Source organism: Roseibium sediminis (genome assembly GCF_008711325.1).
Classification (GTDB): domain Bacteria; phylum Pseudomonadota; class Alphaproteobacteria; order Rhizobiales; family Stappiaceae; genus Roseibium; species Roseibium sediminis.
The window spans coordinates 1-22,757 of sequence record NZ_VXDB01000037.1 but is presented as its reverse complement, the minus strand read 5'-3'; the positions used below and the strand labels follow the sequence as shown (position 1 = coordinate 22,757).

General features: G+C 56.3%; 21 protein-coding genes. 8 read left to right on the top strand and 13 right to left on the bottom strand.

What is annotated here, in order from left to right; translation table 11 throughout:
* Window positions 1-32 precede the first annotated feature (32 nt).
* The 4 genes from F0155_RS21525 to F0155_RS21505 form a co-directional block, all read right to left on the bottom strand.
* Window positions 33-464 (bottom strand): plasmid recombination protein, encoded by a 432-nt coding sequence (locus F0155_RS21525; RefSeq protein ID WP_150526633.1) that lies wholly within the window; start codon window positions 462-464, stop codon window positions 33-35.
* 388 nt (window positions 465-852) lie between these two features.
* The gene (locus F0155_RS23695; protein WP_150526632.1) at window positions 853-1,122 is read right to left on the bottom strand and encodes a helicase-related protein; all 270 of its coding nucleotides are present in this window, start codon (window positions 1,120-1,122) and stop codon (window positions 853-855) included.
* A 92-nt stretch (window positions 1,123-1,214) separates the two neighbouring features.
* The gene (locus F0155_RS21510) at window positions 1,215-1,451 is read right to left on the bottom strand and encodes an AAA family ATPase (protein WP_208999406.1); all 237 of its coding nucleotides are present in this window, start codon (window positions 1,449-1,451) and stop codon (window positions 1,215-1,217) included.
* A 234-nt stretch (window positions 1,452-1,685) separates the two neighbouring features.
* Window positions 1,686-2,792, bottom strand: a complete 1,107-nt coding sequence (locus tag F0155_RS21505) for an RHE_PE00001 family protein (RefSeq protein WP_150526631.1) — start codon at window positions 2,790-2,792, stop codon at window positions 1,686-1,688.
* Between the two features lie 281 nt (window positions 2,793-3,073).
* Between F0155_RS21505 and F0155_RS21500 the strand changes: the two genes are divergently transcribed.
* Window positions 3,074-4,015, top strand: a complete 942-nt coding sequence (locus tag F0155_RS21500; RefSeq protein ID WP_192913863.1) for a recombinase family protein — start codon at window positions 3,074-3,076, stop codon at window positions 4,013-4,015.
* Window positions 4,016-4,234: 219 nt separating this feature from the next.
* The gene (locus F0155_RS21495; protein ID WP_150526630.1) at window positions 4,235-5,425 is read left to right on the top strand and encodes a hybrid nucleoside-diphosphate sugar epimerase/sugar transferase; all 1,191 of its coding nucleotides are present in this window, start codon (window positions 4,235-4,237) and stop codon (window positions 5,423-5,425) included.
* Between the two features lie 45 nt (window positions 5,426-5,470).
* On the opposite strand, the gene F0155_RS21490 is transcribed toward F0155_RS21495, so the two are convergent.
* Together F0155_RS21490 and F0155_RS21485 are read right to left on the bottom strand one after the other, a co-directional pair.
* Complete coding sequence (locus F0155_RS21490; RefSeq protein ID WP_150526629.1) at window positions 5,471-6,598, bottom strand: Ig-like domain-containing protein; 1,128 nt, start codon at window positions 6,596-6,598, stop codon at window positions 5,471-5,473.
* Window positions 6,599-6,600: 2 nt separating this feature from the next.
* Window positions 6,601-7,878: a hypothetical protein gene (locus F0155_RS21485; protein ID WP_150526628.1), complete on the bottom strand. Its 1,278-nt coding sequence runs from the start codon at window positions 7,876-7,878 to the stop codon at window positions 6,601-6,603.
* Between the two features lie 112 nt (window positions 7,879-7,990).
* Between F0155_RS21485 and F0155_RS21480 the strand changes: the two genes are divergently transcribed.
* Entirely contained in the window at window positions 7,991-8,629 is a 639-nt protein-coding gene (locus F0155_RS21480) for a TetR/AcrR family transcriptional regulator (RefSeq protein WP_161599872.1), read from the top strand.
* A gap of 88 nt (window positions 8,630-8,717) precedes the next feature.
* Here the strand turns inward: F0155_RS21480 and F0155_RS21475 are convergent, their stop codons facing one another.
* Window positions 8,718-9,323, bottom strand: a complete 606-nt coding sequence (locus F0155_RS21475; RefSeq protein ID WP_161599871.1) for a TetR/AcrR family transcriptional regulator — start codon at window positions 9,321-9,323, stop codon at window positions 8,718-8,720.
* Between the two features lie 147 nt (window positions 9,324-9,470).
* Between F0155_RS21475 and F0155_RS21470 the strand changes: the two genes are divergently transcribed.
* The 3 genes from F0155_RS21470 to F0155_RS21460 all read left to right on the top strand — a co-directional run bounded on the left by F0155_RS21470 (window position 9,471) and on the right by F0155_RS21460 (window position 11,554).
* On the top strand, window positions 9,471-10,379 hold the full coding sequence (locus F0155_RS21470) for an MBL fold metallo-hydrolase (protein ID WP_161599870.1): 909 nt from the start codon (window positions 9,471-9,473) through the stop codon (window positions 10,377-10,379).
* An 82-nt stretch (window positions 10,380-10,461) separates the two neighbouring features.
* Entirely contained in the window at window positions 10,462-10,995 is a 534-nt protein-coding gene (locus tag F0155_RS21465) for a luciferase domain-containing protein (RefSeq protein ID WP_150526624.1), read from the top strand.
* 127 nt (window positions 10,996-11,122) lie between these two features.
* Window positions 11,123-11,554, top strand: a complete 432-nt coding sequence (locus F0155_RS21460; protein ID WP_150526623.1) for a VOC family protein — start codon at window positions 11,123-11,125, stop codon at window positions 11,552-11,554.
* A 10-nt stretch (window positions 11,555-11,564) separates the two neighbouring features.
* Here F0155_RS21460 and F0155_RS21455 read toward each other — a convergent pair whose 3' ends face one another.
* From F0155_RS21455 to F0155_RS21430, 6 genes are all read right to left on the bottom strand, one after another.
* Window positions 11,565-11,840 carry a hypothetical protein gene (locus F0155_RS21455; protein WP_150526622.1) on the bottom strand — a complete coding sequence of 92 codons (276 nt, stop codon included), beginning with the start codon at window positions 11,838-11,840 and terminating at the stop codon, window positions 11,565-11,567.
* Between the two features lie 8 nt (window positions 11,841-11,848).
* On the bottom strand, window positions 11,849-13,126 hold the full coding sequence (repC, locus tag F0155_RS21450; RefSeq protein WP_150526621.1) for a plasmid replication protein RepC: 1,278 nt from the start codon (window positions 13,124-13,126) through the stop codon (window positions 11,849-11,851).
* Window positions 13,127-13,340: 214 nt separating this feature from the next.
* Window positions 13,341-14,453, bottom strand: coding sequence for a plasmid partitioning protein RepB (repB, locus tag F0155_RS21445; RefSeq protein WP_150526620.1), 1,113 nt, complete (start codon window positions 14,451-14,453; stop codon window positions 13,341-13,343).
* A 97-nt stretch (window positions 14,454-14,550) separates the two neighbouring features.
* Window positions 14,551-15,756, bottom strand: coding sequence for a plasmid partitioning protein RepA (gene repA, locus F0155_RS21440; RefSeq protein WP_192913862.1), 1,206 nt, complete (start codon window positions 15,754-15,756; stop codon window positions 14,551-14,553).
* 325 nt (window positions 15,757-16,081) lie between these two features.
* Window positions 16,082-17,104, bottom strand: coding sequence for a nucleotidyltransferase family protein (locus tag F0155_RS21435; protein WP_150526618.1), 1,023 nt, complete (start codon window positions 17,102-17,104; stop codon window positions 16,082-16,084).
* Between the two features lie 107 nt (window positions 17,105-17,211).
* The gene (locus F0155_RS21430; RefSeq protein ID WP_161599869.1) at window positions 17,212-18,120 is read right to left on the bottom strand and encodes an O-antigen ligase family protein; all 909 of its coding nucleotides are present in this window, start codon (window positions 18,118-18,120) and stop codon (window positions 17,212-17,214) included.
* 472 nt (window positions 18,121-18,592) lie between these two features.
* Between F0155_RS21430 and F0155_RS21425 the strand changes: the two genes are divergently transcribed.
* Window positions 18,593-20,482, top strand: coding sequence for a polysaccharide biosynthesis protein (locus F0155_RS21425; RefSeq protein ID WP_150526616.1), 1,890 nt, complete (start codon window positions 18,593-18,595; stop codon window positions 20,480-20,482).
* 285 nt (window positions 20,483-20,767) lie between these two features.
* Window positions 20,768-22,757: M10 family metallopeptidase C-terminal domain-containing protein (locus F0155_RS21420; protein ID WP_150526615.1), on the top strand; the 1,990-nt coding region annotated here is incomplete at its 3' end.

Sequence of the window (22,757 nt, the reverse complement as noted above, 5' to 3'; positions counted from 1 at the left end):
AAGGTGGGTCAATTCTCGGTGAAAATACCGGGTCAGTTCTCAGTGAAAATCAACACCACCAGCCCTGTCAAGGTGGTGTTCAGCCGCGTGGCTATGGCTTTCGCTGTTTCACGATAAGCTGCGTCCTGTTGCTCCGGTGTCAGCGTCTCGAAGATCTTCTGGGCCTCGTGGCCGAAGGTGATGATGCCGACCATGCCTACGGCGACGCTGGACTTCATGGCGCGGACAGTGTTGCGCGAGGCGCGACGATCCTCACAGATCTTGCGAAGCTGCGTTCCTGTCTGTGGTTCGATCAGCACCCTGTTGAGATGGGCCCGTGTGGGATCGACATATTGCGGCTGCGGTCCAATGCGGAGATCATGCGCTCGCTGCCCGCCAATAGCCCCTGCACTCTTGCCCTTGATTCTGGTCTGGACGGCGCGGGAGTTACCGCTTTTCTCTGGCGTGAGAATGTCATCAATCATGCCAACCGATCCTTGCGGGATACCCTTATTATCTAATTTATTCTCTAACCTACTAGAATTAACTCAGATTCGTTCGTAGGCGACGGACTATAGCACAGCTTCCCCCCTTTCAAACCCCCCATGCCTTCCGCAGGACCAAAAGGGGCGGCACCCCTTTGGAAACCCCGTTCTCCGATCCGGTGATCTGCGCGGCATGACCCGGTGAGACACGCCTTGCCAAGCCGCCTTTGGCGGCCGCAAAACCCCTTCCTCCCCCGCCTCGTGGTGGGCGATGTAGGGCGGGTGCTTTTCGAGAGCCGTGTCGCAAATTTACTGGCAGGTGTTGAACACGGTCATTTCCGTTTGTGGACCGAACAAGCCTTTGGCAAATTTTTGGGAACCTTCCCTTTCACCCCAGCGGAGCAAAGAGGTCGTTCAAGATGTCTTCATCGAAAAGACCGGCAATCGGCGTGTCGGGGTTTGACAGAAGCGCGTCAGCGAGGGCTTGTTTCCGGGCCTGCAGGGAGAGGATTTTCTCTTCTACCGTGCCTTTGGCCACCAGCCGATAAACGAAGACTGGTTTCTCCTGTCCGATGCGATGGGCGCGGTCCATGGCCTGGCGTTCAACCGCGGGGTTCCACCAGGGATCATATAAAATAACAGTGTCGGCTTCTGTCATGAGGATTGACCTCAGGCGATAGCTCCGGCTGCAACTTTCCACTCTGCGATCGCACGGATGCTGTGAACGCGGTTTTGGAATGTGGAGCGTTGTCAGAGGGGTTGGACTTCGTCAATCACGGCCCCGTCCAGACCGCGAACGAACCCGACCGGATCATCAATAGCGGACCTCAGAACGTTGGCATCATCCAAGGTCAGGAAGGGGGTCCTATCACCCGCGACATCCATTACGAGCGTTGTCTTGCCTGACTCACGGGGCCCTGAGATGAGAACAACGCGCGTATCTGACAGCGCCTCTTCGATCCTCGCTTTGGCAAATCTTGGGTACATGTCCTGCTCATTTTCTTGCGACCAATTGAAAGTCAATGAACGACTAATTGAAAGTCTTAAGCCGACTGATTGAAAGAAAATTTCCGAACGCACTCGGCCAATGGCACCTAGAGCATGTCTCGCATTCACTGAATCACTCGACGTGCTCTAAATATTTGATTTGGCGCATTTCCTGACGGCGAACCGGTATCCACTTCGCCTGGAAATGCTCTAGCAGATGCGGCCTGAGCGTCCTCACAAAATCCCCCAGGCCCGGTAGCGCCCCCTGCCCGTCACCTCCCGCACACCAAGAGCACTGACCAGGTTAAGCGCCCCTCTTGGTGTGATCCCAGCCGCTTTTGCAAGCATGTGCGCAGATACGATCGGCCGCGAAAGTATGAGCTCGATCGCAGCCGGTAGGCTGCTGTTTGATCTCTTGCCGACAGCACGTCGTTCAAGCTGATGTTTCGCGAGCGTCAGGCGATCTATATCTTTCATCCCAGCGATAGCAGCCGCTCTCATCGCGTCGAGAAAAGCAATCAGCCTGGTTGATCTATCCCGAGCACGCCGCCGCTCACGAGGCATCTCTCGCAGACCCACTGAGAAGGCCAGAAGGTGGGACCGGACCTTTCCGCGCGATCTGAGGTAACCTGAAACAAGCACCTGCCCAAGCCAATGCTGCCGTTGCAGCGGTTCGAGCTGCTCCCAGCCATCCCAAAGAACCGCTGCGGCCAGGGTCACCGGAAGCGCTTCAACTTTTCTGACCAACTCGAGCCATTTAGAGATCCGTTCGGTTTCGTCCCAATCAGGGTCCCGGATGACTAATTCGCCCACAATCAGATCAGGTTGCCGTGTAATGGTAGATCCGGAGGGAACGGCTTCCACCAGCCAGCTGGTTTCCGCCAGCACCTCGTCGAACTCTGCCAATTCCGGAGGAAGCGCATCGTGCTCGTCCATTCTGAGATAGCTCCCCTCCCCCCTCCTCTCGATTTTTTTTGGAAGCTCATCCTCCTGCTCTGCAATCCCCGCAAAGGCCATGATCCCAGCCCGCGAGATCGCCCAACCCGGATCGTTTCTCACTGCCCGTCGCCTTGCCCGAACGATCCGGTGCGCAATGACAAGTTCGTGGCTTGGTGCGCGAACGTCCATCTGCGCATCGTGCAGAACCAGGTCCTCCAGATGAACGAGTTCTCCGGCAACCCACATGTTGCAGACGGCTTCGAAGAAATCGGCCCGCTCGGAAAAGCCTTGTCCTACCTCAGATCGGGCAACACGCTCATCAAGCCGCGCCAGCGCATCCTCCGCGGCCGATATCGGCGACAAGAGAGCCTCGAGGTTCAGTTTTCCAATTTCATAAGGCATTGTATTAACGTGATTTCCATACTTATACGGAAGCTACTAAGTTAATTACTTCCGTCATAGATTGTCCCTTCAACTCTCATTCACCGATATACAGTCTAACGCCTTCAGGATTGAACAAAGGCCCGGCAATCGGTGCTCAGATCGACGAGATGGCCCGGTTTTCCTGGGGTTTTGACGGTACGGGTCATGGAAAAGATGCCCAAAAGACGTTTACAAACGATCAGTTATTTGTATCTTCTTTAATTGGAAATTGCCCTTTTGTCGGCTCTCAGGCGCACCAAATGGCCAAATCAGCGCTAAATCACACCTCCCCTCGACCTGCGGGACGCCTTATCGGCTATGCACGCGTCTCCACGGACGAACAGGCGACAGAAGCACAGGAACTGGAGCTGCGATCGGCCGGCTGCGAAACAATCGTCGAGGAATATGGATCCGGCGCATCTCGAGCGCGACCTGCCCTCGCCAAGCTGGTTCGAGAGATTGGCGCCGGCGAAACCTTGGTCGTTGTACGGCTCGACCGGCTTGCTCGCTCGGTGCCCCATCTGCTTGAGGTAATCGAGGACCTGAATGCAAAGGGAGCACACTTCCGCTCGCTGAGCGACCCGATCGACACATCAACACCTCAGGGCATGTTTTCCCTGCAGGTTCTGGGAGCGGTCGCCCAACTCGAGCGCGCCCTCATCTCCGAGCGCACCAAGGCAGGCATCAAGGCTGCAAAGGCGCGGGGCAAGTTACCCGGCAATCCCGGCATCCGCGAGCGACGGCCAGAAGCACTGGCCAAGATGACAGCCGCTCAAAAAGCTGCCTATGGTGTGCGCATCCAGGCAAATGCAGACCAATGGCTCCCGATTGTCCGACGCATGCGTCCCGATCACACCTGGGACGATGTCGCCCGGTTTCTGAGAAGCCGCGGATTTGACTGGACGCCCGAACGACTGCGGCGCGCGGTAAAGTGGATGGTAGCCGAGGGCATGGCGGGCAAGGACCTGCTTAGAAAGTCGCCACCACGCCCGCCGGAAGACCGATTGATGATACTCGTGGCGGGCATCCATGCATCGAACCCGGAACTGACCTTGCGTGAAATCGCCAGCCAGTTGGAGCGTTTGCACGCGCGTACACCCCGCGGTGGAACGAAATGGTCGCCATCTTCCGTCAAGAACCTCATTGACCGTGCCAAACGCAGCGGCCTGCTCAGCGTCAACGAGACAGACTTGCCGGGATGATCGTCAGGTGTGAACGCGGTGATACTGTCGCAATCACAGGTCTTTCCGTCGATGACACCGCTGCATTTTCCAGATTGAACCAGACAAGCGCAGCGGCGAGTAAGAACTTGTGTCGATTACGGAGGCTGCAAAGCCGACCCTTTGACGCCTTTCGAATATCGCTCTATTCAGACCGTTCCTGACTTTCGTTTTCACTAGGATCTTCGCTTGAGACTTCTAATGACAGGTGCCTCGGGTTTTTTGGGGGCTCAGTTGGTGCCGATGTTGGCGGCGGCCGGGATTGACCTTGTGCTGGTTGGCCGGGACCCTACGCGGCTCAAGGGCCTTGCCGGGAATGCCAAGTGTGGATCCTATGAGGAGCTGCCGGAGCTGCTTGAAGGCGTTGATGCGGTTTTGCATCTGGCGGTCCTGAACAACACGGCTGATGCAAGCGACGCGGAGTTTCAGGCTGCCAATGTGGCGCTGACGCGAACTGTTGCGGAGGCGGCGTGCGCGGCCAAGGTGCCGGTCTTTATCAATGTCTCCAGTTTTCATGCGCTTGACGATGGGCTGGACACTGCCTATGCCCGCAGTAAACGCGAAACGATCCGGGTTTTGGAGACCATCAACGGCATCAAGATCGTCAATCTCTTTTTGCCCGCTGTGCATGGCGAGCATTTCGCCGGCAAGCTGGCGGTTCTGGAAAAGCTTCCCAAGGTTCTGCGCGGCCCGGCCTTTGCTTTTCTCTCCGCTCTGGCGCCGACGGTCTCGGTCAAGCGGATCGCCGAAACGCTGGTCAGCTTCGATTTTCCAAATGCCTCTAACGAGCCGATGTTTCTTGCCGACCCGAAGGACGAGAACCCAGTCTACCGGCTGGGGCGCGGCCTCATCGACTATGGCTTTGCGCTGTCGGTCATTTTACTGTTCTGGTGGCTGCTGGCGATCATCTGGGTGTTGGTAAAAGCGGGTTCTCCGGGGCCGGGCATTTTTTCGCAAGTCCGTGTCGGCAAAGGTGGCAAGGTCTTTACCTGCTACAAGTTCCGCTCGATGGCCAAGGACACCAAACAGGCTGGCACCCATGAAGTCTCGCAGAGCGCCGTGACGCCGATCGGTAACTTCATCCGCAAGACCAAGATCGACGAACTGCCACAGGTCTGGAACATCCTGAAAGGCGAGCTTTCCCTCGTCGGCCCCCGCCCCTGCCTGCCAGTACAAACAGAGCTGGTCCATGAGCGCACAAAACGCAGGGTACTGACCGTCCTTCCCGGCATCACCGGTCTCGCTCAGATCAAAGACATCGACATGAGCGATCCCGTGCGCCTTGCCAAAAAGGACGCGGAATATATCGCCCGCCGCGGGCTGCTTCTGGAGCTGAAAATCATCCTCGCCACGTTCACCGGCAAGGGCCGCGGGGACCGAGTAGCGAAGTAGCCTGCGTTGACAGGTGTCAACGGTCCTTCCCGCCCGCTTACGCTCTCATCCCGAACACGATCTGGAACGAATTGGCCGCGTTGTATCAGGCAGGTCAACGGCTTTTTCGCTGACGGCGTGATCCAGAAGATCCCTAAAATTGTTTCCGGCAACATCTTCCAGCACCGCTTGGACAGTCAGAACCATTTCACTGTCAGGCCACGGTTTGGCAGGCTTGAAGCGCCATGAGGTCTCCCCCTCGCCGACCTCGACGGTGCCGGTGACCGCCTTTCCGTCTGCAGTCACAACGCTGATGCTGTGCTGCAGCTGTGACCTGTCGAAGGATCTGTCAAAGGCAGCTTCCAGCGCATTGCGCGTGCCAAGACAAGGTGAGGTGATCTGCCAGTTCAGGATATCTGGACGCTCGCGAAGCGCTGGCCCGACAGTGAAGGTTTTGGAAAATTCCGGCAAAAAGGATGTCCCGTCCGCGGAGGGCCAACCTTCACCTACGCTCAAGGTGTAGCTTTCCCCCTCAACCATCGCCGGCCCAAGCTCGATATTTGTCGCCACGTTGCGTTTGATCCGGCCGGGATCGATCAGCACGGTCAGGCGCGTGCGGTCTTCGTTCCAAAGTTCCTGCTTGAACTTCATGAAAGCCGCTTCATCCACTTCGCCAGAAGCCTTGCGCAGCTTGATATAGTCAAAGGCGACATGCGGCGACATTGGTCTTGAAAAGTGGACATAAAATCGCAGCGCGTTTTCCGGCAGAACATCGCCGCTTGGGTAAAGCCCGGTCACGGCCGCGCCAAGTGTCGGGAGGTGGCCCTGCAGCCTGAATGGCGCGATACGCTCCACCCCGTTTGTTACCGCTCGAACGACATAGGCCTGACCAGTCGCAAAGCCAAAGGCGGGCCGAAACTCCAGAACAGACCCGTGCAGCACATAATCGCCAGCAACAGGTGTCCGGTTCTCACAACAGTCCCCTGCCGTCCCGGTGAAAACCTGCAAGACCTCGGGCGCATCAAGGCCATCCTGTAGCGAATGTTCTGCAGCAAGGGTCAGCCGCACCGGATCGCTCTCGCTTGTGGGCACAGAAAGGCCTGCTTCATAAGCAACTGCAGAAGAGCCCGCCAGCATCCAAAGGCCGAGGCCCGCCAAAATTGCGGCGAGCCTTGTTCCTGGTATCCTTTTCATGGTCAGTCCCGCGGCTTGCCAGCTGCCGGGTCATATTGCGGGAAGTCGAATTCCGCGACCAGATTGTGAATGCGGTTGGGGAACCAGGCCGGGTTCGTGTCGAGGTTCAGGCTGCCGGAATAGGCATCGCGTGTGATCGACGCAAGAAAGCCGTCGCCAACCAGAGCCATGTGGAGGGGAGTTCCCTCGAACATGACAGGCTTTCCAACCGGCCCAAAGGGCATGACCGGGCTGAGGTCGAGCTTCGGCCCACGTTCGAAGGCCGTATGGATCACCACCTGTGCCTCCTGCAAGCCCTTGACCGGGATGGCCTGAGGCGCGCGCGCATTGCTGGTCACATAAAGCATCGGTTCGGCCTCGCCGCCAAACGGGCTCTTGTAGGTGAACGAGATCATGTCCAGCGGCTGGCCATTGCCATAGTCCATGATTGTCCGGGCGGAAATCTTGGCTCCGTCCGCAATTTCTTCCAAAGGCACCAGCACAATCGGGCTGCATGTATAGGCGGCGACTAGCTGAGGTTTGCCGTCGATTTCCTGCACAGACATGGCACGGATGGGCGCCCGGCTTTCATATTGGTCATGCGCAATATGATACATCTCGACGGAAGAAATGCTCTGCTTTCCGTCAAACGGATAGGAAATTCGTCGGAGGGAAGACAGGAAGTTTTCCTGCGCAACACCCGCAACAAACAACTCGCCATCGTAATATTCAATGTCCATGATCGCGAGTGATGTAAGGGAGACGTTGTCTTTCGCAATGTCTCGGGGAAGTGCGGGGAAAGGCCCCATGCCACGGACACCAAAGGTCTCGTCGGCATTCGGAAACTCCGTCAATTCCTGCTTTTGAAACGTGAGTTTTCCCATATCAAGCAGGCTCAGCTCTTGCTGTTGCGAAACCTTCACAATGGCCGGTTGAGCTGCAAAACCGCTGAGCCGTGTAACAGAGATATAGATTTCATTAGAAACCGGGTGAACCGCCAGGTCGTTGATCTCAACCGCCCCTACCCCGACTCCGAGCAATTCCGCGATCCTGGAGTCGATATTTGCAATTGTGCTCGGCATGATCTGATTTCCGCCCGGTTCGGCAGGAATTTCAAAGGCATAGATGGCGCCGTTGTGATTGTCTCCGACAAACAGCGTCCCATCCTCCGAGAATTCAAGTGCACCTGCAAACTTGATATCGGGACGCGTCTCCTGCGCCAGTGAATTGGTGGCCAGCAAGCTTGCGCCCATGAGAAGTGCAGCAGAAAGCGTGGAAGCGAGGCGTCTGGATGTCGACATGTGCGGGCTCCTTTGTTGCGCCCGAGGCGCATTGGATCTAAACTCGAATAATCTACTGGTTGGTATTTTATTACCGACATCAGAAACGTTACGTCAAGCGATTAGTTACCAAATGGTAGAAAAAGAAAACCGCAAGCCTGGCAGGCCGAGAACTTTTGACAAGCTCGAGGCTCTCGACAAGGTCATCCATGTGTTCTGGGAATTGGGGTATGATGCCGCAGACACGGAGACCCTGTCGAAACGAACCGGCTTTTCGAAACCAAGCCTCTACAAGGCGTTTGGTTCAAAGGAAGACATGTTTGTTGCGGCGTTGAACCGTTACCGGGAAACCCGCTCCCCGGCGGCCTTGGACGCGCTGACAAATGCCCCCTCCCCGAAGGAAGGCTTGCGTGAGTTTTTTCGTTGTTTTGCAGCCGATGTTGCCGGGCCGGGTCACCCCTGCGGCTGCCTGATCATGTCGGTTGCAATATCCCTGCGCGACCGACTTCCTAAAGTGGCGGCGGCCTTGCAGGAAATGCCGCAGGACGACATGGCTCGCATGTCGACCTATTTCTCACAGCAGGTGGATCAGGGCCGGCTCCCCAAGACCTTCGACAGCAACGCTGCCATCGCGCTTATGCGAGACCTGGGCGCTGCCATGGCGGTCATGGCCCGCAGTGGCGTGCCGTTGGAGGCGCTGGAAAACAAGGCATCCCGCAACGCCAATCTCGTTCTGCTGGAGGGAGCCGGAGTGCAGCCCAACGTCAGGTAGCGCTTGGATCAGCCGATCCCGTTCGTCTCTAAATTCGTCGGCAAGGGCTACGGGGATAGGGTGTCGAAGTCATCGTCGTTGATGACCGTCAGCTCGGAGAACTGCTTTCGGCGACCTCGTCGGCCACGGCCAGCTGGCAAATCAAGTCAACATGGTTATCCAGCCACTCATGGTCGAGCGGCTGGTTGGAGATAAGCTTTCGGAAATAAGGCACGGCGATCGCCATTTCGATCAACTGCGAAATCCGTGCGCCTTCAGAGATTTCTCCGCGACTGATTGCAGCGTCGAAGACAGACTTCATGGTCTCGCTCCGATCCTCTATCCACTTGCTCAACATCTGGCGAGCCTGATCCTCGATAGCGGCGACCGCGATCACCTGCGGCGCAATCCTGCCCCACGGCGTTTCGTTCAAAGCCGTCATCAGATGTCCCAGAATCCATATGAGATCGGTTTTTAGCGGGCCGTTGGTGCGCGGGCTATTGTTCTGCCCAGTCGCAGCCCGCGCAATTGCCGCATTCCGCAGATCTTCGAGCTTTGGCCAATGTCGATAAAGTGTACTCCTGGAAATTCCTGTTTCGGCACTTATTGCGGCGTGGCTTACCGCCAATAGCCCTTTGCTCTGCAGCAATTCCAACGCTGCGCTCAACGCTTGAGCCTGAGTCGCATCCATTCGGGGGTCAATCGCTTTATCCATGTCGTGGTTGTAGCGCAGGAACGCGCATTGGGAAACAGGTCGATCTTTTATGATACATATTGTTGTACTACTGTACATTTTGTACTACTTGTTAATTGTGGCGTGATTGAAATGACGCCGGATCGGACAAATTTGGAGGTATCAAACATGGCGATTTCCAACACCCACGGTGTTGCGGCTGCGGCTCTTTTTGCTCTTGGAGCCATCGCTCCAGCTCTTGCAGAGGCTCCACTTTCCTACACGAACGAAATTGCGCTAGGTGTCTACAGCTTTGGTGGTGGCAACGGATATCACTCCATGTTCCTGGTCACCGACGACGGTGTTGCCGTGTTTGAAACGGTCAATACGGCTCACGCGTCAGAGCTATTGACCGCGATCAAGGAAGTCACCGATCAGCCGGTCAAATACGCCTTTCACAGCCATAACCATTGGGACCACTCCGGCGGCGGCAAGGTCTTTCAGGACGTAGGCGCGGAAACAGTCATGCATTCCGATGCAGCTGCATGGCTTGCAGCTCATCCTGGTCAGGAGACCTCACCTCCCGATGAAATTTGGGATGGCAACGAAAAGACGTACAAACTGGGTGGGAAGACCATCGAATTGCACCATCTTGGCCTGAACCATGGACTTGGAATGACCGTATTCGTGCTGCCAGACAGCAAAACGGCCTATATCGCAGATCTGGTGACACCAAATCGGGTGATGTTCACCATCGCCCCGGATTTCAATATCCGGGAATGGGAACGGTCCCTGGACGAAATCATGGAACTGAATTTTGACGTAGCCGTGTGTTCCCACAACGAGCTTCCGCCTGCAGAGGTCGTCAAAGGATGCACCAAGGAGCACGTTCAGGCATCGGGACAATATATCGAGGATCTGCGCGCCGCCATCTTCAAGGGATTTGAAACAGAAGCAGGCCCTGAGGAAGTGGTCGCGAATATCTCACTGCCGCAGTATGCACATTGGGGGCATTATGATGATTGGCTGCAAATGAACGCTTGGCGCGTCATGCTCGATCTCTGGATGGGCCCCTACCCTTGGTACCCGCAAAACTGATTTACGATGTTGTGAGAGAACCATGCCCGGTTTTCGGCCGGGCGTGTCTTTCTTCCTTTTCTCGCCTCGATGGGAGACCAACATGCCTAAACTTCTGCTCGGACTGCTGTCTGCTTTGCTTCTGTCGGGTCTGATGCCTCCCGCCTTTGCAACAACTCTGGAGCTTATATCCCGTCCGACGCCGATCCCCCGCACAACAGATAGCGTGCCGCATGTGCAAATCGGCGTCCAAGCGGTTCCGGAACTGTCGGAGAAACTGCTGGCTCGGGTCAAAGCCTTGCCTGGTGTGGTGCTGGGACCAACGCGATTATCCCTTCCGGGGGCTGTCGGGTTTCAACTGCAGGAAGACCTGCCGCTGGCCCATCCAGAAGCCATTGTCGGAGGTCGCGAGTTTGCACATTTGCATCCCGATGGCAGCTTGCATGCCTCCCTGGATCCCGCCGTCGCGATCAAGGCCATTCGTGCGGGCTGGGCCGTTGCACATCCATGGGCAAACAGACGAGAAGGTTGGGCTGGCTTTGTCATGATCTATACGCCCACAACCCAGGAAGAACTGGCCGTCGTTGAAAGGCTCATCGAAAGCTCACATGCCTATATCACCGGGCTCGCGCGTTAACAGTTGTCACCGGTGCCTTCCGTCCCGGGGGAGCAACGCTTAGTAATTCCAACACGACAATCTGGCCCTTCCCACCGGACTTCACACGTTATGATGACCGCAAACTTCAAACAATGGGCCTTTCCGGATGAAACTCCTGCATATCTGTCTTGTTGCCCGCGATTCGGAGGCGTTGGCTGCGTTTTATCAGACTGTTTTTACCTGCAAGATCAAACGAGAGGCCAAAGTCATTCCGGCTGAGCTGGTCGAGCGCGGGACGGAGGTCAAGAATTCCGATGTTACATCGATCTGGCTCTCTTTTTCCGATTGCGACAGGCCCTTTCTCGAAATTCTTGAATTTGACACCCAACCGGAGCCGAAGTTGACAGCTGTCAACACGCCGGGTTTTGGTCACCTGTCGTTTCAGGTTGACGACATCGCGTCGACACTCGAATCCATCCTCGCAAACGGCGGCTCCCAGATTGGCGAACTGACAACGCTGAAAGCGGGAGATACGGATATCAAAATCCTGTTCGTTCGCGATCCGGAAGGCAATATTCTGGAACTTGAAGAAGTATAGCACCCTTCCCTTATATCAGACCGCTTTCGAATGGGTCGATATCTTGCCCCGTGACCTCTATTAACCTCTGCACTTCGCGTATTGCAGATGCGGCATCCAAATAGATGCCGTCGGCGCCCAAAGACGCCCATCCTTCCGAATAAATCTGTCCATCTTCATCCGAGGATTGATATAAATACTGCTCAGTAATGGAGAAAATTCCGTCTGGCCGTTCCACAATCACATAGCGCCTCTGAGGGAAAGTACTCAGCTGGTCAGTGAAGGGGAATGATTTGATTTCTTTCATTGTATTTCTCACCGGTTCAACAAAGACTCCACCATCGGTCGCAGGCGGAGTTTTCCGGCGCTTGCGCGTTCAGTCAAGCTGCGAAGATATCCGCCGGCGGACTTGATCTCCCCTGCCCGCTCGATCAGATAAGCCAGAACCACAATCGCACCGCCCTGCCCCATGGCTTCCACTGCTTCAAGCCAGGCGCTTTTTGAAATGCCGAGCATGGGCCGGGCGAGATCCGCTGCCTTTCGTGCATCTGCCCAGGATTTCAGCCCGTCCAGCGCATATTCGGCAAATTCCGGACAAGCTTCCTTCAATTCGCTCAATCGGATGGCTTCCGGTTCGGCTCGGCCAAAACCGCCCCTGCCCTCCGCTTCACTTTTTTCTGTGCTTAATTCAAATGAGGAGTCTGTTTTTGAATTCTGAATATGGCGCTCATTTTGAGCGGCATTGCCGTTATTTTTTTTATTTTTGGAACTTGTTTCAGGGCTTTCCTGCAGATCAGAAGTGTCTTCTCCCGTCTCCAGATCCTCTTCCCTCATCCCCGCCAGGAACGCGCTTTCGACGTCTACGCGCAGGCTCACCAGCCGTTGACACCTGTCTCGGGTCTCCTGAAGCGAGGCATGACGGGACACGCGCCCGGAAAGCTCCGCGAGACGGTTAGCAAAGCCAAACCACTGGTCGGGATCTTCTTGCGCAATGCCGTCCTCATACGCAGCCTCAATCATCTTGGAGATGTCGCGAAGATGCAGCGTGACTTCGCCGCGCGCCTTGCGCAGCTCCAATGCCTGATGACGCGCCTTTTCCGCCTCTTCGAACACATCCGGCGCCATCAGTGCAGCCGGGGCGAGATTGAAGCCAAAAGCGTCCTCGACCTGACCGCCCTGCCCTTTTCGCGCAAAGCGTTTGCCGTTCGGGCTGTCCTTGCGAAGAAGAAAGCCGGCCTTGATGAGTGTGGTAACGTGCCTGCGCAGCGTCGGCTCGGACATGCCGCGCGCCCTCAAGCTGAGCTCCCGGTTCGACGGAAAGACGATAATGTCCTCAGCGCCATTCAGTTCCTTTTCCGGATGAAAGCTCATCAACGCTTCCAGCACTGAAATGGCGCGGTCAGTCATGGCAAAGGCGGCCTTGGCTTCGGTCAAGGCGCGAAGGAACTGCCACTTATCCACTTTTCCCGTGATGTTGCTGCCGTCTTTCAGCGCAGCACGTCGTTCGATCAAGGATTTCTGCGCCTTGAACAAGGCAACAGAAAACCGTCCGCCGCCAAAAGGCGTCGTTGCAAGGGGTGTCGTCGTGTCCATCACCTTCAAAACGGCAATAGAAAGGCACTCCCGCACACCAGAGCGGTGCAGGCAGACTTGACTTTTTTTCGGGGAAGTGATTCTCTGAGATTGCTACATACAAAGAGGGCTTCCGAGGTGATCTGCTTTGGGGGCCTTTTTTGTTGCCTGTCTCCTTTCCTCGTCTTCCGTTTCAATTCAGGTGCCGGAAGCACCTTTCCTCAGTTGACAGCTGTCAACCGGAAGTCTTGTCCTTGGCCTGTTCGCTCTCGAACGCGTCGAGAAGCTCCGGCAAGCGGCTCGCCAGAAACTGCGAAAACGCCGTGGGAACGGATCTCGCCAGCTTGATGGATGCGCCTTTCAGCTCGGCGATCGGAACACCTGCGCTACTCTTCACAACCTGGGCAGATGACGTTCGCTTTGAGCGCCGGTTCAGCAAGCGGGCATGCAGTCGTTTGAAGCGGGTGTCAGAATCGCAGGCCCGAAAGGTGTCCGACATGGTTTCGTCCCGCGCAATGACTTCTGCCGCTTCGCCATCGATCAGTTCGGCCAATTCCAGCCAGCGCGGCCGCCCGGCCTTGGGCGCCGGGCCGATCGCTCGGGCAATCGGGTAGGGGACTTTCTCGGCGACCTGCAAAAGACGGGTCATCTCGGTCTTGTGGATTGACAGCGCTTCTTGAACCATGGCGCGGGAAATGCCGTGCTGGATCAGCGCACGGGCAAAGAAGGCCCGCTCGATGAAGGACAGATCCCGCCGCTCGGAGTTTTCCTTGCCCTGCGCGAGGATCAAGGCTTCGTCGGAAAGATCACGGACAATCGCCCGCACCTTGATCCCGAGTTCTCGGGCCGCCCGCACACGCCGATGACCATAGGCCGCCTGATACCAGCCATCTGCCGCCTTGGCCGGGTCCGGATGACGGCGCACCATCACCGGCACTTGCTGGCCGCGCGTCTTCAGGCTTTCCACCAGCTCCGCAAAGCCGTCATCCAGCTGCGCTTCCAGCGTGATGCGGTCGGCGACCGGGGAGGGCTCGATATGGGCCGGGTCCAGCTCGACGATCCGCTCGCCGGACTGCTCCTTCATTTCCTCGGCCATCTTGCCGAGCGACAGTCCCATCGCCTTTACCGCACCGGACGCCGCCCGAGGGCGTTCTGCCACCGGGGGGTGTTCTTGCTCAATCGGGGCAGGGGAGGGGGCACTCGTTTTGGCAGCCGCCGACTTGCGTTCATAAGCCGCCGCTTGTGACGCAGGTGGGGTCTTGGCGGATTTGGTTTCCAGATCCTTCGGGAACTCTTGCGGCTCTGCTCCGGCAAACAATGCCTTCAGCCGGTCCTTGCGCTTGGTCATGCCTGATCCTCCCCGGAAGCGCTGCCCAAATCAAAGGCGGGCAGTATACGCCAGGTGGAAGGGGGCGAGCATAACTTTGCCGATAAGGTTATCGCGGTCATTTCTTGCGCCCCCATGCGTCCAGCATCAGGGTCTCGATCTCGGAGTTGACAGCTGTCAACGCTTCCATCGCCCGGTCATAGGTTGCCCGGGTAAAATTCTCCCGACCAACTTCGTAAAGCGTCTGCTTGGTCAGGCCTGCATCGGAGATCGCGGTGGACTTCACCATCGGCGCGGTCAACACGCGATCGCCGAACTGGGCCCGCAGGAAGCCCGCGATCTGGGTTTGCGGCCCGTCCTGCGGTTCAAACCGGGTCACGAGATAGCGCAGGAAATCGAAATTCAGCGTGCCGCCCGCTTCGCGCACAACGGACAGGAGATCCGAGGTCATGAAGAGGAACTGGCTCATGGAAGCCACGTCCAGCATCTGCGGGTGGACGGTCACAAGGACGGAAGAAGCCGCACACAGTGCGCCAAGCGTCAGATAGCCGAGCTGCGGCGGGCAATCGAGGACGACGACATCGTAATTCGCCTCAACCGAGGTCAGCGCCGACTGGACGCGGGCAAAGAACAGGTCCTCCGGCTTCGTTCCGGCCGGACGACTGGCGAGGAACTGCGGCGTGGTGTGTTCAAATTCCTGAAGCTCCAGATTGCCCGGAACAAGATCCAGCCCGTCCACATAGGTGGTGCGGATGACTTCGGACATCGGCACGCGCTCATTGTCATAGCGGATCGCGCCATAGATCGTGTCATTGCCGCTCAGGTCCAGCTCCGGCTGGTACCCAAAGAGCGAGGACATAGAGGCCTGCGGGTCGAGGTCGACGGCTAGCACTCTATAGCCGCGGATCGCCAGATGCTGGGCCAAATGGGTGGAGGTGGTGGTCTTGCCGCTGCCGCCCTTGAAGTTGGTGACGGCAATCACCTGGCAATGTTCGCCGCGCGCGCGATCGCGGTGGCGCACATAGGCCCGCGCCTTGGCACTGCCCGGCTCATGTTGGGCGGCAAGATGGTGGCGCAGCGCATTGATGTCGGCAAGCGTATAATTGCGGCGGCCGCGATCATCGACGGCAGGGGAGGGGCCTTCGCCGGAAAGCGCCAGCTGGCGCAAATAGCCATCCGACACGCCAATCAGTTTTGCCGCTTCGCCGGAGGTGAAGGACCGCATGACCTTCATGTTCGCCGGCGGAAAGAGCCGCGCACGCAGTTCGCTCAGCTGTTCGGACAGCTGCTCGGCATCGCGGGCAATCTGCTCATCGGCGGCCATTGTTTTTATCATTCCTTGAACCAAACCTGTTCATCACGGCTTCTGCCTCTGGATGCCTGCAGGAAAAAGGAGAGCATTCCTCCATATCCGCACGCATAAATGCACATGGACTGCACCATGAGCAGATTCGCAAAATGCAGCAAACCCGATCAACGCAGCAGACCGAAAACAACGGTGGGAAAGTCGAGTTACGCCAAATCAGCCCCAACCGGCCCTATTGGCGTAAATTACGAATGAAAAGGTGAGTCGGGTCAAGTTTTTTAAGGTTAATGAAGGGTTAACGGCCTTTGCCTGCCCTTTAGAACGCAAATGTCGCGGGCGAGCCTCAGAGGACAGCCTGCAGCAGGTCGGCTGTTTTAGGCAGGCGCTTCAGGCTCGCCGCTATCCGCTGGCGCCAGGCAGGTCCTGCTTCCAGTGCGACCTGATAGGCCTCGGCAAGGTCTTCCGGGCGGGTTTCAGCCAAAGCCTCGATCAGGAAGGCCGCCTGCGCGCGGTCTTTATGCGCCTTGATCGCATTCGGCCCGCCCTGACGGCGATCTGCCACAATGAGTTTATGCACCGCGTAGCGCTCTGGGCGCGGGATCTGCACCAAGACACCGGATCGATAGAGGAACGGTACGCGGATCGGCTCCGCGATGAGATAATTGAGAAAATGCAGACTTTGTGCGTTGACCCCAAGGGACGGCAAATCGCGGATTGCCTCGTCCTCCTCAAAGGAGGGAGTCAGGAATTCCACGAGGGTTTGCCGGTTCGTGTGCCGCCAGCGCCAGGTCTTGCCGCTTTCCATCGCGGGGAGGGGGTCGAATTGAAGCTCAGCAAACGTTTCCGCAAGCGGCGGCTCGACCGTATCGGCCAGAGCAAGGGACAGGCGCTCGAAGCTGGCAATATCGATGTCATCCGTCGTGGCCGATTGATCAAAGCCGATCCGCACGCCGAGCTCACCTTCATAACAGCGGAAGGCATGGGTGCCGACAATCGTGCCGCCAAGACGAAACACACCGGCCTTGGCCATGGCTGCAACCACCTGACCGGATCCGACATCGGCAAAAAGGTAGCCCTCGGCCCTAAGCACCCGCATCAGTCGCGCCCGGTCGCGCTCGGCCTGCTTGGCCGCCTGGGCAATCTCCGCCTGACGTTCCAGACGGCCCCGGAGCTCCGGCGTATCCTCACCGATATAGCGATCAACCGTCCGATTTCCGACGCGAAAGTGGTCATACCAGTAGGTCTTGGCCCCAACCGTTTTCTGCCTTGGTGTTCCGCGTAAGTCAGAGATCGAGCCATCAATCAGCGAGCGCCGCAGGTCCGTCCAGGCCGCAGTTCCAATCGCGCTGTGATACTCGATGGGCATTTGTTACCCCACATACCTTTATCTGTGGGGTAAAACTAACACACAACATACCCCACGAAAAGTTTTTCGTGGGGTATTGTCTTGCTTCACTGCTATCATGCACGATTTCATGATTGCACAGGTACAGCTTCCCTCTCGCTGTGCAGAACCATCAACCAGAGCAGCGCAATAATCCCCATCAGGCTCCACCACCAGGCCTGCCAGGCTCCATGGCTGACAAGGGATACGGTCCAGATAGCAGAAACGGTTGCCAGCACCGGAGGAACAGCACGGACGGGCAAGCTTTTGAGAGATCGGAAGAACAGGATGATAAGGGCTGAAAAGAGCAATACCCCGACCAGACCCAACTCATACCAGACCTGCACCGCGAAGTTGTGTGCATGCCCAAATCCGAGAACCCTGTCATTTGCCAACAGATGCCCGTAGGTATCCCGCGCGACATGGCTGGCTTCCATGCCATGGCCCAAAATTGGCTTGAACCAGATCAGCTTGGAGAACTCGCCCCACATATCCGCACGGATCCCCAAGGTTCCATAGGAAATGTTCTCGCTCAGAAAGTCCGGGATCAAGTTGTTAAGATTGAGCGCAAGACGCGGCGTCAGCAGCAAGGTTGCCAAGACACCAAACCCAAACACTGCAATCGCATATCGGCCCAACACGCGGGCCAACAGATAGGCAATCGACAAAACGCCAAAAGACAGCTTGGCGGATTCGCTTTCCGATAGGAAGACGGCAATTCCAGCCACACCGACTGTCAGGATCGAGAAGCCGCGGGCAGGTGTCGTAGCTGGCAAAAAATAAAGTGCTAGGGGCAGAAAAAGAACCAGCGCCACAGCCCCCCTGTTCATACGAAAGGCCTCGGAGGTTCCGCCAAGCGCGCTACGAACCGGTGAACCAAACCGCAATTCGATCAGGATCAACACAGCCGTGACCAACAACAGAATACACGGAAACACAGCTGTCGAACGGTCCCTTTGAATGCCTCCCCTGATACCGACGGCCGCAATGGCGAGCATGATGGCGTTTCCCGCCATATGCAATGTAGTTTCACCACCTCGTCCGGGGACCGGAGACCAAAACAGCGACAAGGTCATCAAGCCGATTAAACATAACCCAATGAGGCCTGCAGCGCGTGTTGCGGGATCCCGTTCCTTCAGCACGCTCCCCGGCCGAAACCCGTCGCACCACAAAAATCCGAAAGTGACAACCGTTCCGATAGCCAGAATGGGCGTTGCGATGTTCCGCGACAGGATCATTGCCAAGGGCGTCAGAATTAAAAGAATGAACAGGCCCCGTTCTGAAGGCAACAACCGCTTATTCATCGTCTTGAAACAGGCGCCGTAAGTGTGGAAAGAAACAGAAATTTCGATCAAAAATGACCCTTGCGATTACCGAAGATACAACCAGTGCGCAAGACAAATTGCAAATCCTGCTTTATGGTGATACCCGCCTTGTTTCGTCACTTTGCCGGATTTTATATAAAACCAGATGACACTGCTGAACAAAAGACTGATTGCCATCCTGCATGACGCCCTGATGTCCGGCGTGGCACTTTCGCTCGCCATAGCCGCCCGCTACGGGTTTGACAACCTGCCACCCGCTGACAAGCTCCTTCAATGGGTTGGTCTCTTTGTTGCCATTTCACTCATTATTTTCAAGCTGGCTGGCCTTGGCCGAGGCCTTTGGCGTTTTGCATCTTTGGCAGACCTGAAAGCCATTGTCATCGCCACAACAGCGACAATCGTCGTCTTCGTCATTTGCCTATTTCTCGTGTCGCGCCTTGACGGACTTCCAAGGTCCGTCCCGTTCATCAGCTGGTTCATGATGGTCGTCATGATCGGCGCTCCCCGCCTCGCCTACAGGGCGCTGAAAGACGGAACGCTCGCGCGCGTCAGCAGCCTTCAAAAGCCTGCCGCAGACGCCCAACATGTCCTGCTTGCTGGCGGCGTGGCCGATGCCGAACACATCATTCGCACCTATCAGTTGGAAACATCCGGTCGCTACAAGGTGCACGGCCTCATTTGCACAAACATAAAAAAAGGCGGCCACAGCATCCGCGGCATCCCGATCCTGGGCGACGTCGCAGAACTGAGAAATCTTGTAGAGCGACTTGAGCGATCCGGCGTTTCTCTGGACGCAATCCTCTCGGTCACCAGTCGCCCGCCGGCCGAATTCACCAAGATCCTCACCACAGCCGCCGCTGATCTTGGCATTCCGGTCAAACGCGCCAGCCCCCGCCCCCTTGACCTTTCAGAACCCGATTTTTCCGAACTCACAATCGATGATCTTCTCGGTCGGCCGCCAGTCAAGCTGGACCGCAGCAAGATGAGCGACCTTATTTCCGATCGCGTCATCATGATCACCGGGGCAGGAGGCAGCATCGGCTCCGAAGTCGTGCGCCAGGTTCTCAAATACGCGCCCTCGCGGCTTGTTCTCATTGAGAATTCGGAATTTGCGCTCTACACGATCGAACAGGAAGTCGGGCAGATCGACCCTACACTTTCCAAACGCCCGGTCCTCGCCGATGTGCGAGATCGCGACCGGATCATGGACATTGTCAAAACTGAAAGGCCCTCGATCATCTTCCACGCAGCAGCCCTCAAGCATGTACCGCTCATGGAAGAGAACCCGCTGGAAGCCATTCAGACGAATGTGCTCGGCACACGCAACGTTGCAGATGCGGCAGCGGCCCACAGCGTCGATGGGTTTGTGCTGATATCAACCGACAAGGCGGTCAAACCGACCAGCATCATGGGAGCAACCAAACGGGCTGCAGAGGCCTATTGCCAGGCCCTTGACGTCTCCGGCACCCATACACGTTTCATTACCGTGCGCTTCGGCAATGTGCTGGGGTCAAACGGTTCCGTGATCCCGCTGTTCCGCAAGCAGATCGAGACCGGCGGCCCGGTGACCATCACCCACAAGGACATGCGCCGCTATTTCATGACCATTCCGGAAGCCTCCGAGCTGGTCTTGCAGGCAGCTGCTTTCAGCGTCGACAATTCCAATCAGCGCGGCCGGATTTATGTTCTCGACATGGGAGACCCGGTCAAGATCGTCGATCTCGCCAAAATTCTCATCTCTCTTGCCGGACTGAGGCCGGGGAAAGACATTAAAATAGCGTTCACCGGACTTCGACCCGGAGAAAAGCTGTTTGAAGAACTCTTTGAAGCTGACGAGGACAACCAGCCCTCCGGCGCCGACGGCGTCATCGTCGCAACCGCGAACCTGTTGGCACTCAGTGAGATCAACGAGAAGTTCGACGATCTGGATAAATGCACCAGATCGGCAGCAGCTGATACCTGCATTTCGAAGTTGGGTGAGATTGTGCCGACGCTCCAAAGAGAGGGAACAGCTTTGCGAGCTTTACCCCTTTAGGCAGTACCGAGCCAAGCTAAATCACCTATATCTTCACTCGCCAATTCCTAAGGGTTTGCAATACTCACGTCGCACGAACTGCAAAACAATGAAACGCTAAGGTTCTACAAGATGCATTCATGCATCATTACCGAATTTGGGACACACTATCGTAACGGAATTTCAGCAATGAGCAGTTCGTTCTTGCGAGATTATTTTGACAAATGGTCGGTTAAGCGATAGGTGGTTTTTTAACGAGCGCTCGGTATTTCTGCTCATAATTTTCTGAACGAACAGGGGTTCACCATGTGTGGATTTTGCCTCGATAACCAGTTGTCGGCATCTGTAAATAAATTCGAAGCATCTGCTGTCACCGTCGTGGACGGAGAAGTGGAACCGGTAACCAACAATGATTTGGTTTCAGATTTCGGTAATTCTGAAAATTCCCTGACTTATTCGGAAGGGGCCGATGCGCCAGCGTCCACAGCAACGCCGTATGTCATTCAGGTTGGCGATGTAATCAATGGCACGATTAGTTACGCTGGCGATCAGGACTGGGCCGCAATCGATTTGGTTGCTGGAAAGCTCTACCAGTTTGACTTGGTAGGTAGCGGTGGCTCTGCCCTATCGGACACTTATCTCCGCCTCTATGATGCGCAGGGAAATCTGATAGCTGAAGATGATGATGGTGGTGCGGGCTTCTTTTCGTCTTTGAATTTTGGTGCAGCCCACTCTGGACGCTACTATATCAGCGCGGCTGGCTATGGCAGCCGAACAGGAAGCTATACTTTCTCCAGTCAGGAAATAGCGGTGCCAACCGCGTCTCCATTAGACGCTCTCGACTGGGGCGGCGCTGCCGTCCCCAGCACAAATGTGACCGTATATTTTGCCCGTGCGGGTCAAACATTTGACGGCGTTCGCTCCGACGGTTGGACTCAGGCACAAATCGACGGGGCGATGGCTGCCCTCAATGATCTCTCTATCGGTACCAACCTGACCTTTACGGTCACGAACGATTCAAGCGCCGCAACGTTCAAGTTTGTCACCGACCGCTGGGTGGACGACACTTACGCTTATATGAACCCACCCAGTGAGCTCAATCCTGGCGTAGCGGTCTTCAATACCTACAATATGAACCTCGCGAATCTGGCACGAGGATCACTCGAGTATTTTGTGTTCCAGCATGAAGTTGGGCACGGACTGGGAATGGCCCATCCACACGACAATGGCGGTGGATCGCCTGTCATGGGGGGCGTCTCCAACAGCGCTGATATGGGGTACTTCAACCTCAATCAGGGCATTTACACCATGATGAGCTACAATGCCGGTTATGCTGAACTCTATCCGGAATGGCCCGACGCATTTGGTGCAACTGTCGGACCAATGGCGTTCGATCTGGCTCTCCTTCAGGAACGCTATGGCGTAAGACAAGCCAATACTGGCGATAACACTTACTACTTGCCGGACACAAACGGTACCGGAACCTACTACACCTGCATCTGGGACTCTGGCGGCAATGATACCATCGCCTACACGGGCTCACGAAACGTCACGATTTCTCTCGTCGCCGCGACGCTGGACTACAGCCCCACAGGCGGCGGTGTTCTGTCCTCCGCTACAGGCGTTCGGGGCGGCTATACAATTGCTAACGGCGTCACGATCGAAAACGCTACTGGCGGCAGTGGCAATGATTACCTATACGGAAACTCCGCAGATAATATTCTCAACGGCGGAGCCGGTGATGACGATCTGTTCGGGGGAGACGGCGCAGATACATTTATCGGCGGAGCTGGGGTCGATTGGGTCTTCTTTTCTCAATCCCTGAGTTCGTACACCTTCAATTTTTTCGTAGACTATATCGAGGTAGTCGGAGCTTTTGTTGATACGGTCTACAATGACGTCGAGACGCTTTCATTCTTCGACACCAATAGATCATTCGATCAAATGATCTTTGACTTTTCTACATTGACTTCGGTCGAGACCAACGGGAACGTAGAACTGGCAAAGGCTGGCAGCAGTTATGTCATCGTTGCCGCGAACGGCGATAAAATAAAACTGCAGCTGGACTCCGTGGGTTGGGTAAAAGATTACAGTTTGGCCGGCTGGCAGGCCATTCAGGTCGAGGCCAATGAAACCGGCGGATATCAGGTCCTTTGGGCACATGACGACGGTCAATATGTCGTTTGGCAAACAGATGCTGACGGAAATCGCATATCCAGTGCATTTGTGGATCCGATTGATTACGAAGCCACATTCAATGTTGATCTGAACAATGACAGCCAGCTGGGATATCCTC

Coding starts and splice junctions, on each gene's coding strand:
- F0155_RS21435 (WP_150526618.1), bottom strand. CDS start 17,104: ATGCCCATCGAGTATCACAGCGCGATTGGAACTGCGGCCTGGACGGAC.
- F0155_RS21465 (WP_150526624.1), top strand. CDS start 10,462: ATGCCTAAACTTCTGCTCGGACTGCTGTCTGCTTTGCTTCTGTCGGGT.
- F0155_RS21500 (WP_192913863.1), top strand. CDS start 3,074: ATGGCCAAATCAGCGCTAAATCACACCTCCCCTCGACCTGCGGGACGC.
- F0155_RS21480 (WP_161599872.1), top strand. CDS start 7,991: ATGGTAGAAAAAGAAAACCGCAAGCCTGGCAGGCCGAGAACTTTTGAC.
- F0155_RS21490 (WP_150526629.1), bottom strand. CDS start 6,598: ATGAAAAGGATACCAGGAACAAGGCTCGCCGCAATTTTGGCGGGCCTC.
- F0155_RS21525 (WP_150526633.1), bottom strand. CDS start 464: ATGATTGATGACATTCTCACGCCAGAGAAAAGCGGTAACTCCCGCGCC.
- F0155_RS21460 (WP_150526623.1), top strand. CDS start 11,123: ATGAAACTCCTGCATATCTGTCTTGTTGCCCGCGATTCGGAGGCGTTG.
- F0155_RS21430 (WP_161599869.1), bottom strand. CDS start 18,120: ATGCTCGCCATTGCGGCCGTCGGTATCAGGGGAGGCATTCAAAGGGAC.
- F0155_RS21495 (WP_150526630.1), top strand. CDS start 4,235: ATGACAGGTGCCTCGGGTTTTTTGGGGGCTCAGTTGGTGCCGATGTTG.
- F0155_RS21455 (WP_150526622.1), bottom strand. CDS start 11,840: ATGAAAGAAATCAAATCATTCCCCTTCACTGACCAGCTGAGTACTTTC.
- F0155_RS21475 (WP_161599871.1), bottom strand. CDS start 9,323: ATGGATAAAGCGATTGACCCCCGAATGGATGCGACTCAGGCTCAAGCG.
- F0155_RS23695 (WP_150526632.1), bottom strand. CDS start 1,122: ATGACAGAAGCCGACACTGTTATTTTATATGATCCCTGGTGGAACCCC.
- F0155_RS21505 (WP_150526631.1), bottom strand. CDS start 2,792: ATGCCTTATGAAATTGGAAAACTGAACCTCGAGGCTCTCTTGTCGCCG.
- F0155_RS21510 (WP_208999406.1), bottom strand. CDS start 1,451: ATGTACCCAAGATTTGCCAAAGCGAGGATCGAAGAGGCGCTGTCAGAT.
- repC (WP_150526621.1), bottom strand. CDS start 13,126: ATGGACACGACGACACCCCTTGCAACGACGCCTTTTGGCGGCGGACGG.
- F0155_RS21485 (WP_150526628.1), bottom strand. CDS start 7,878: ATGTCGACATCCAGACGCCTCGCTTCCACGCTTTCTGCTGCACTTCTC.
- F0155_RS21470 (WP_161599870.1), top strand. CDS start 9,471: ATGGCGATTTCCAACACCCACGGTGTTGCGGCTGCGGCTCTTTTTGCT.
- repA (WP_192913862.1), bottom strand. CDS start 15,756: ATGGCCGCCGATGAGCAGATTGCCCGCGATGCCGAGCAGCTGTCCGAA.
- repB (WP_150526620.1), bottom strand. CDS start 14,453: ATGACCAAGCGCAAGGACCGGCTGAAGGCATTGTTTGCCGGAGCAGAG.
- F0155_RS21425 (WP_150526616.1), top strand. CDS start 18,593: ATGACACTGCTGAACAAAAGACTGATTGCCATCCTGCATGACGCCCTG.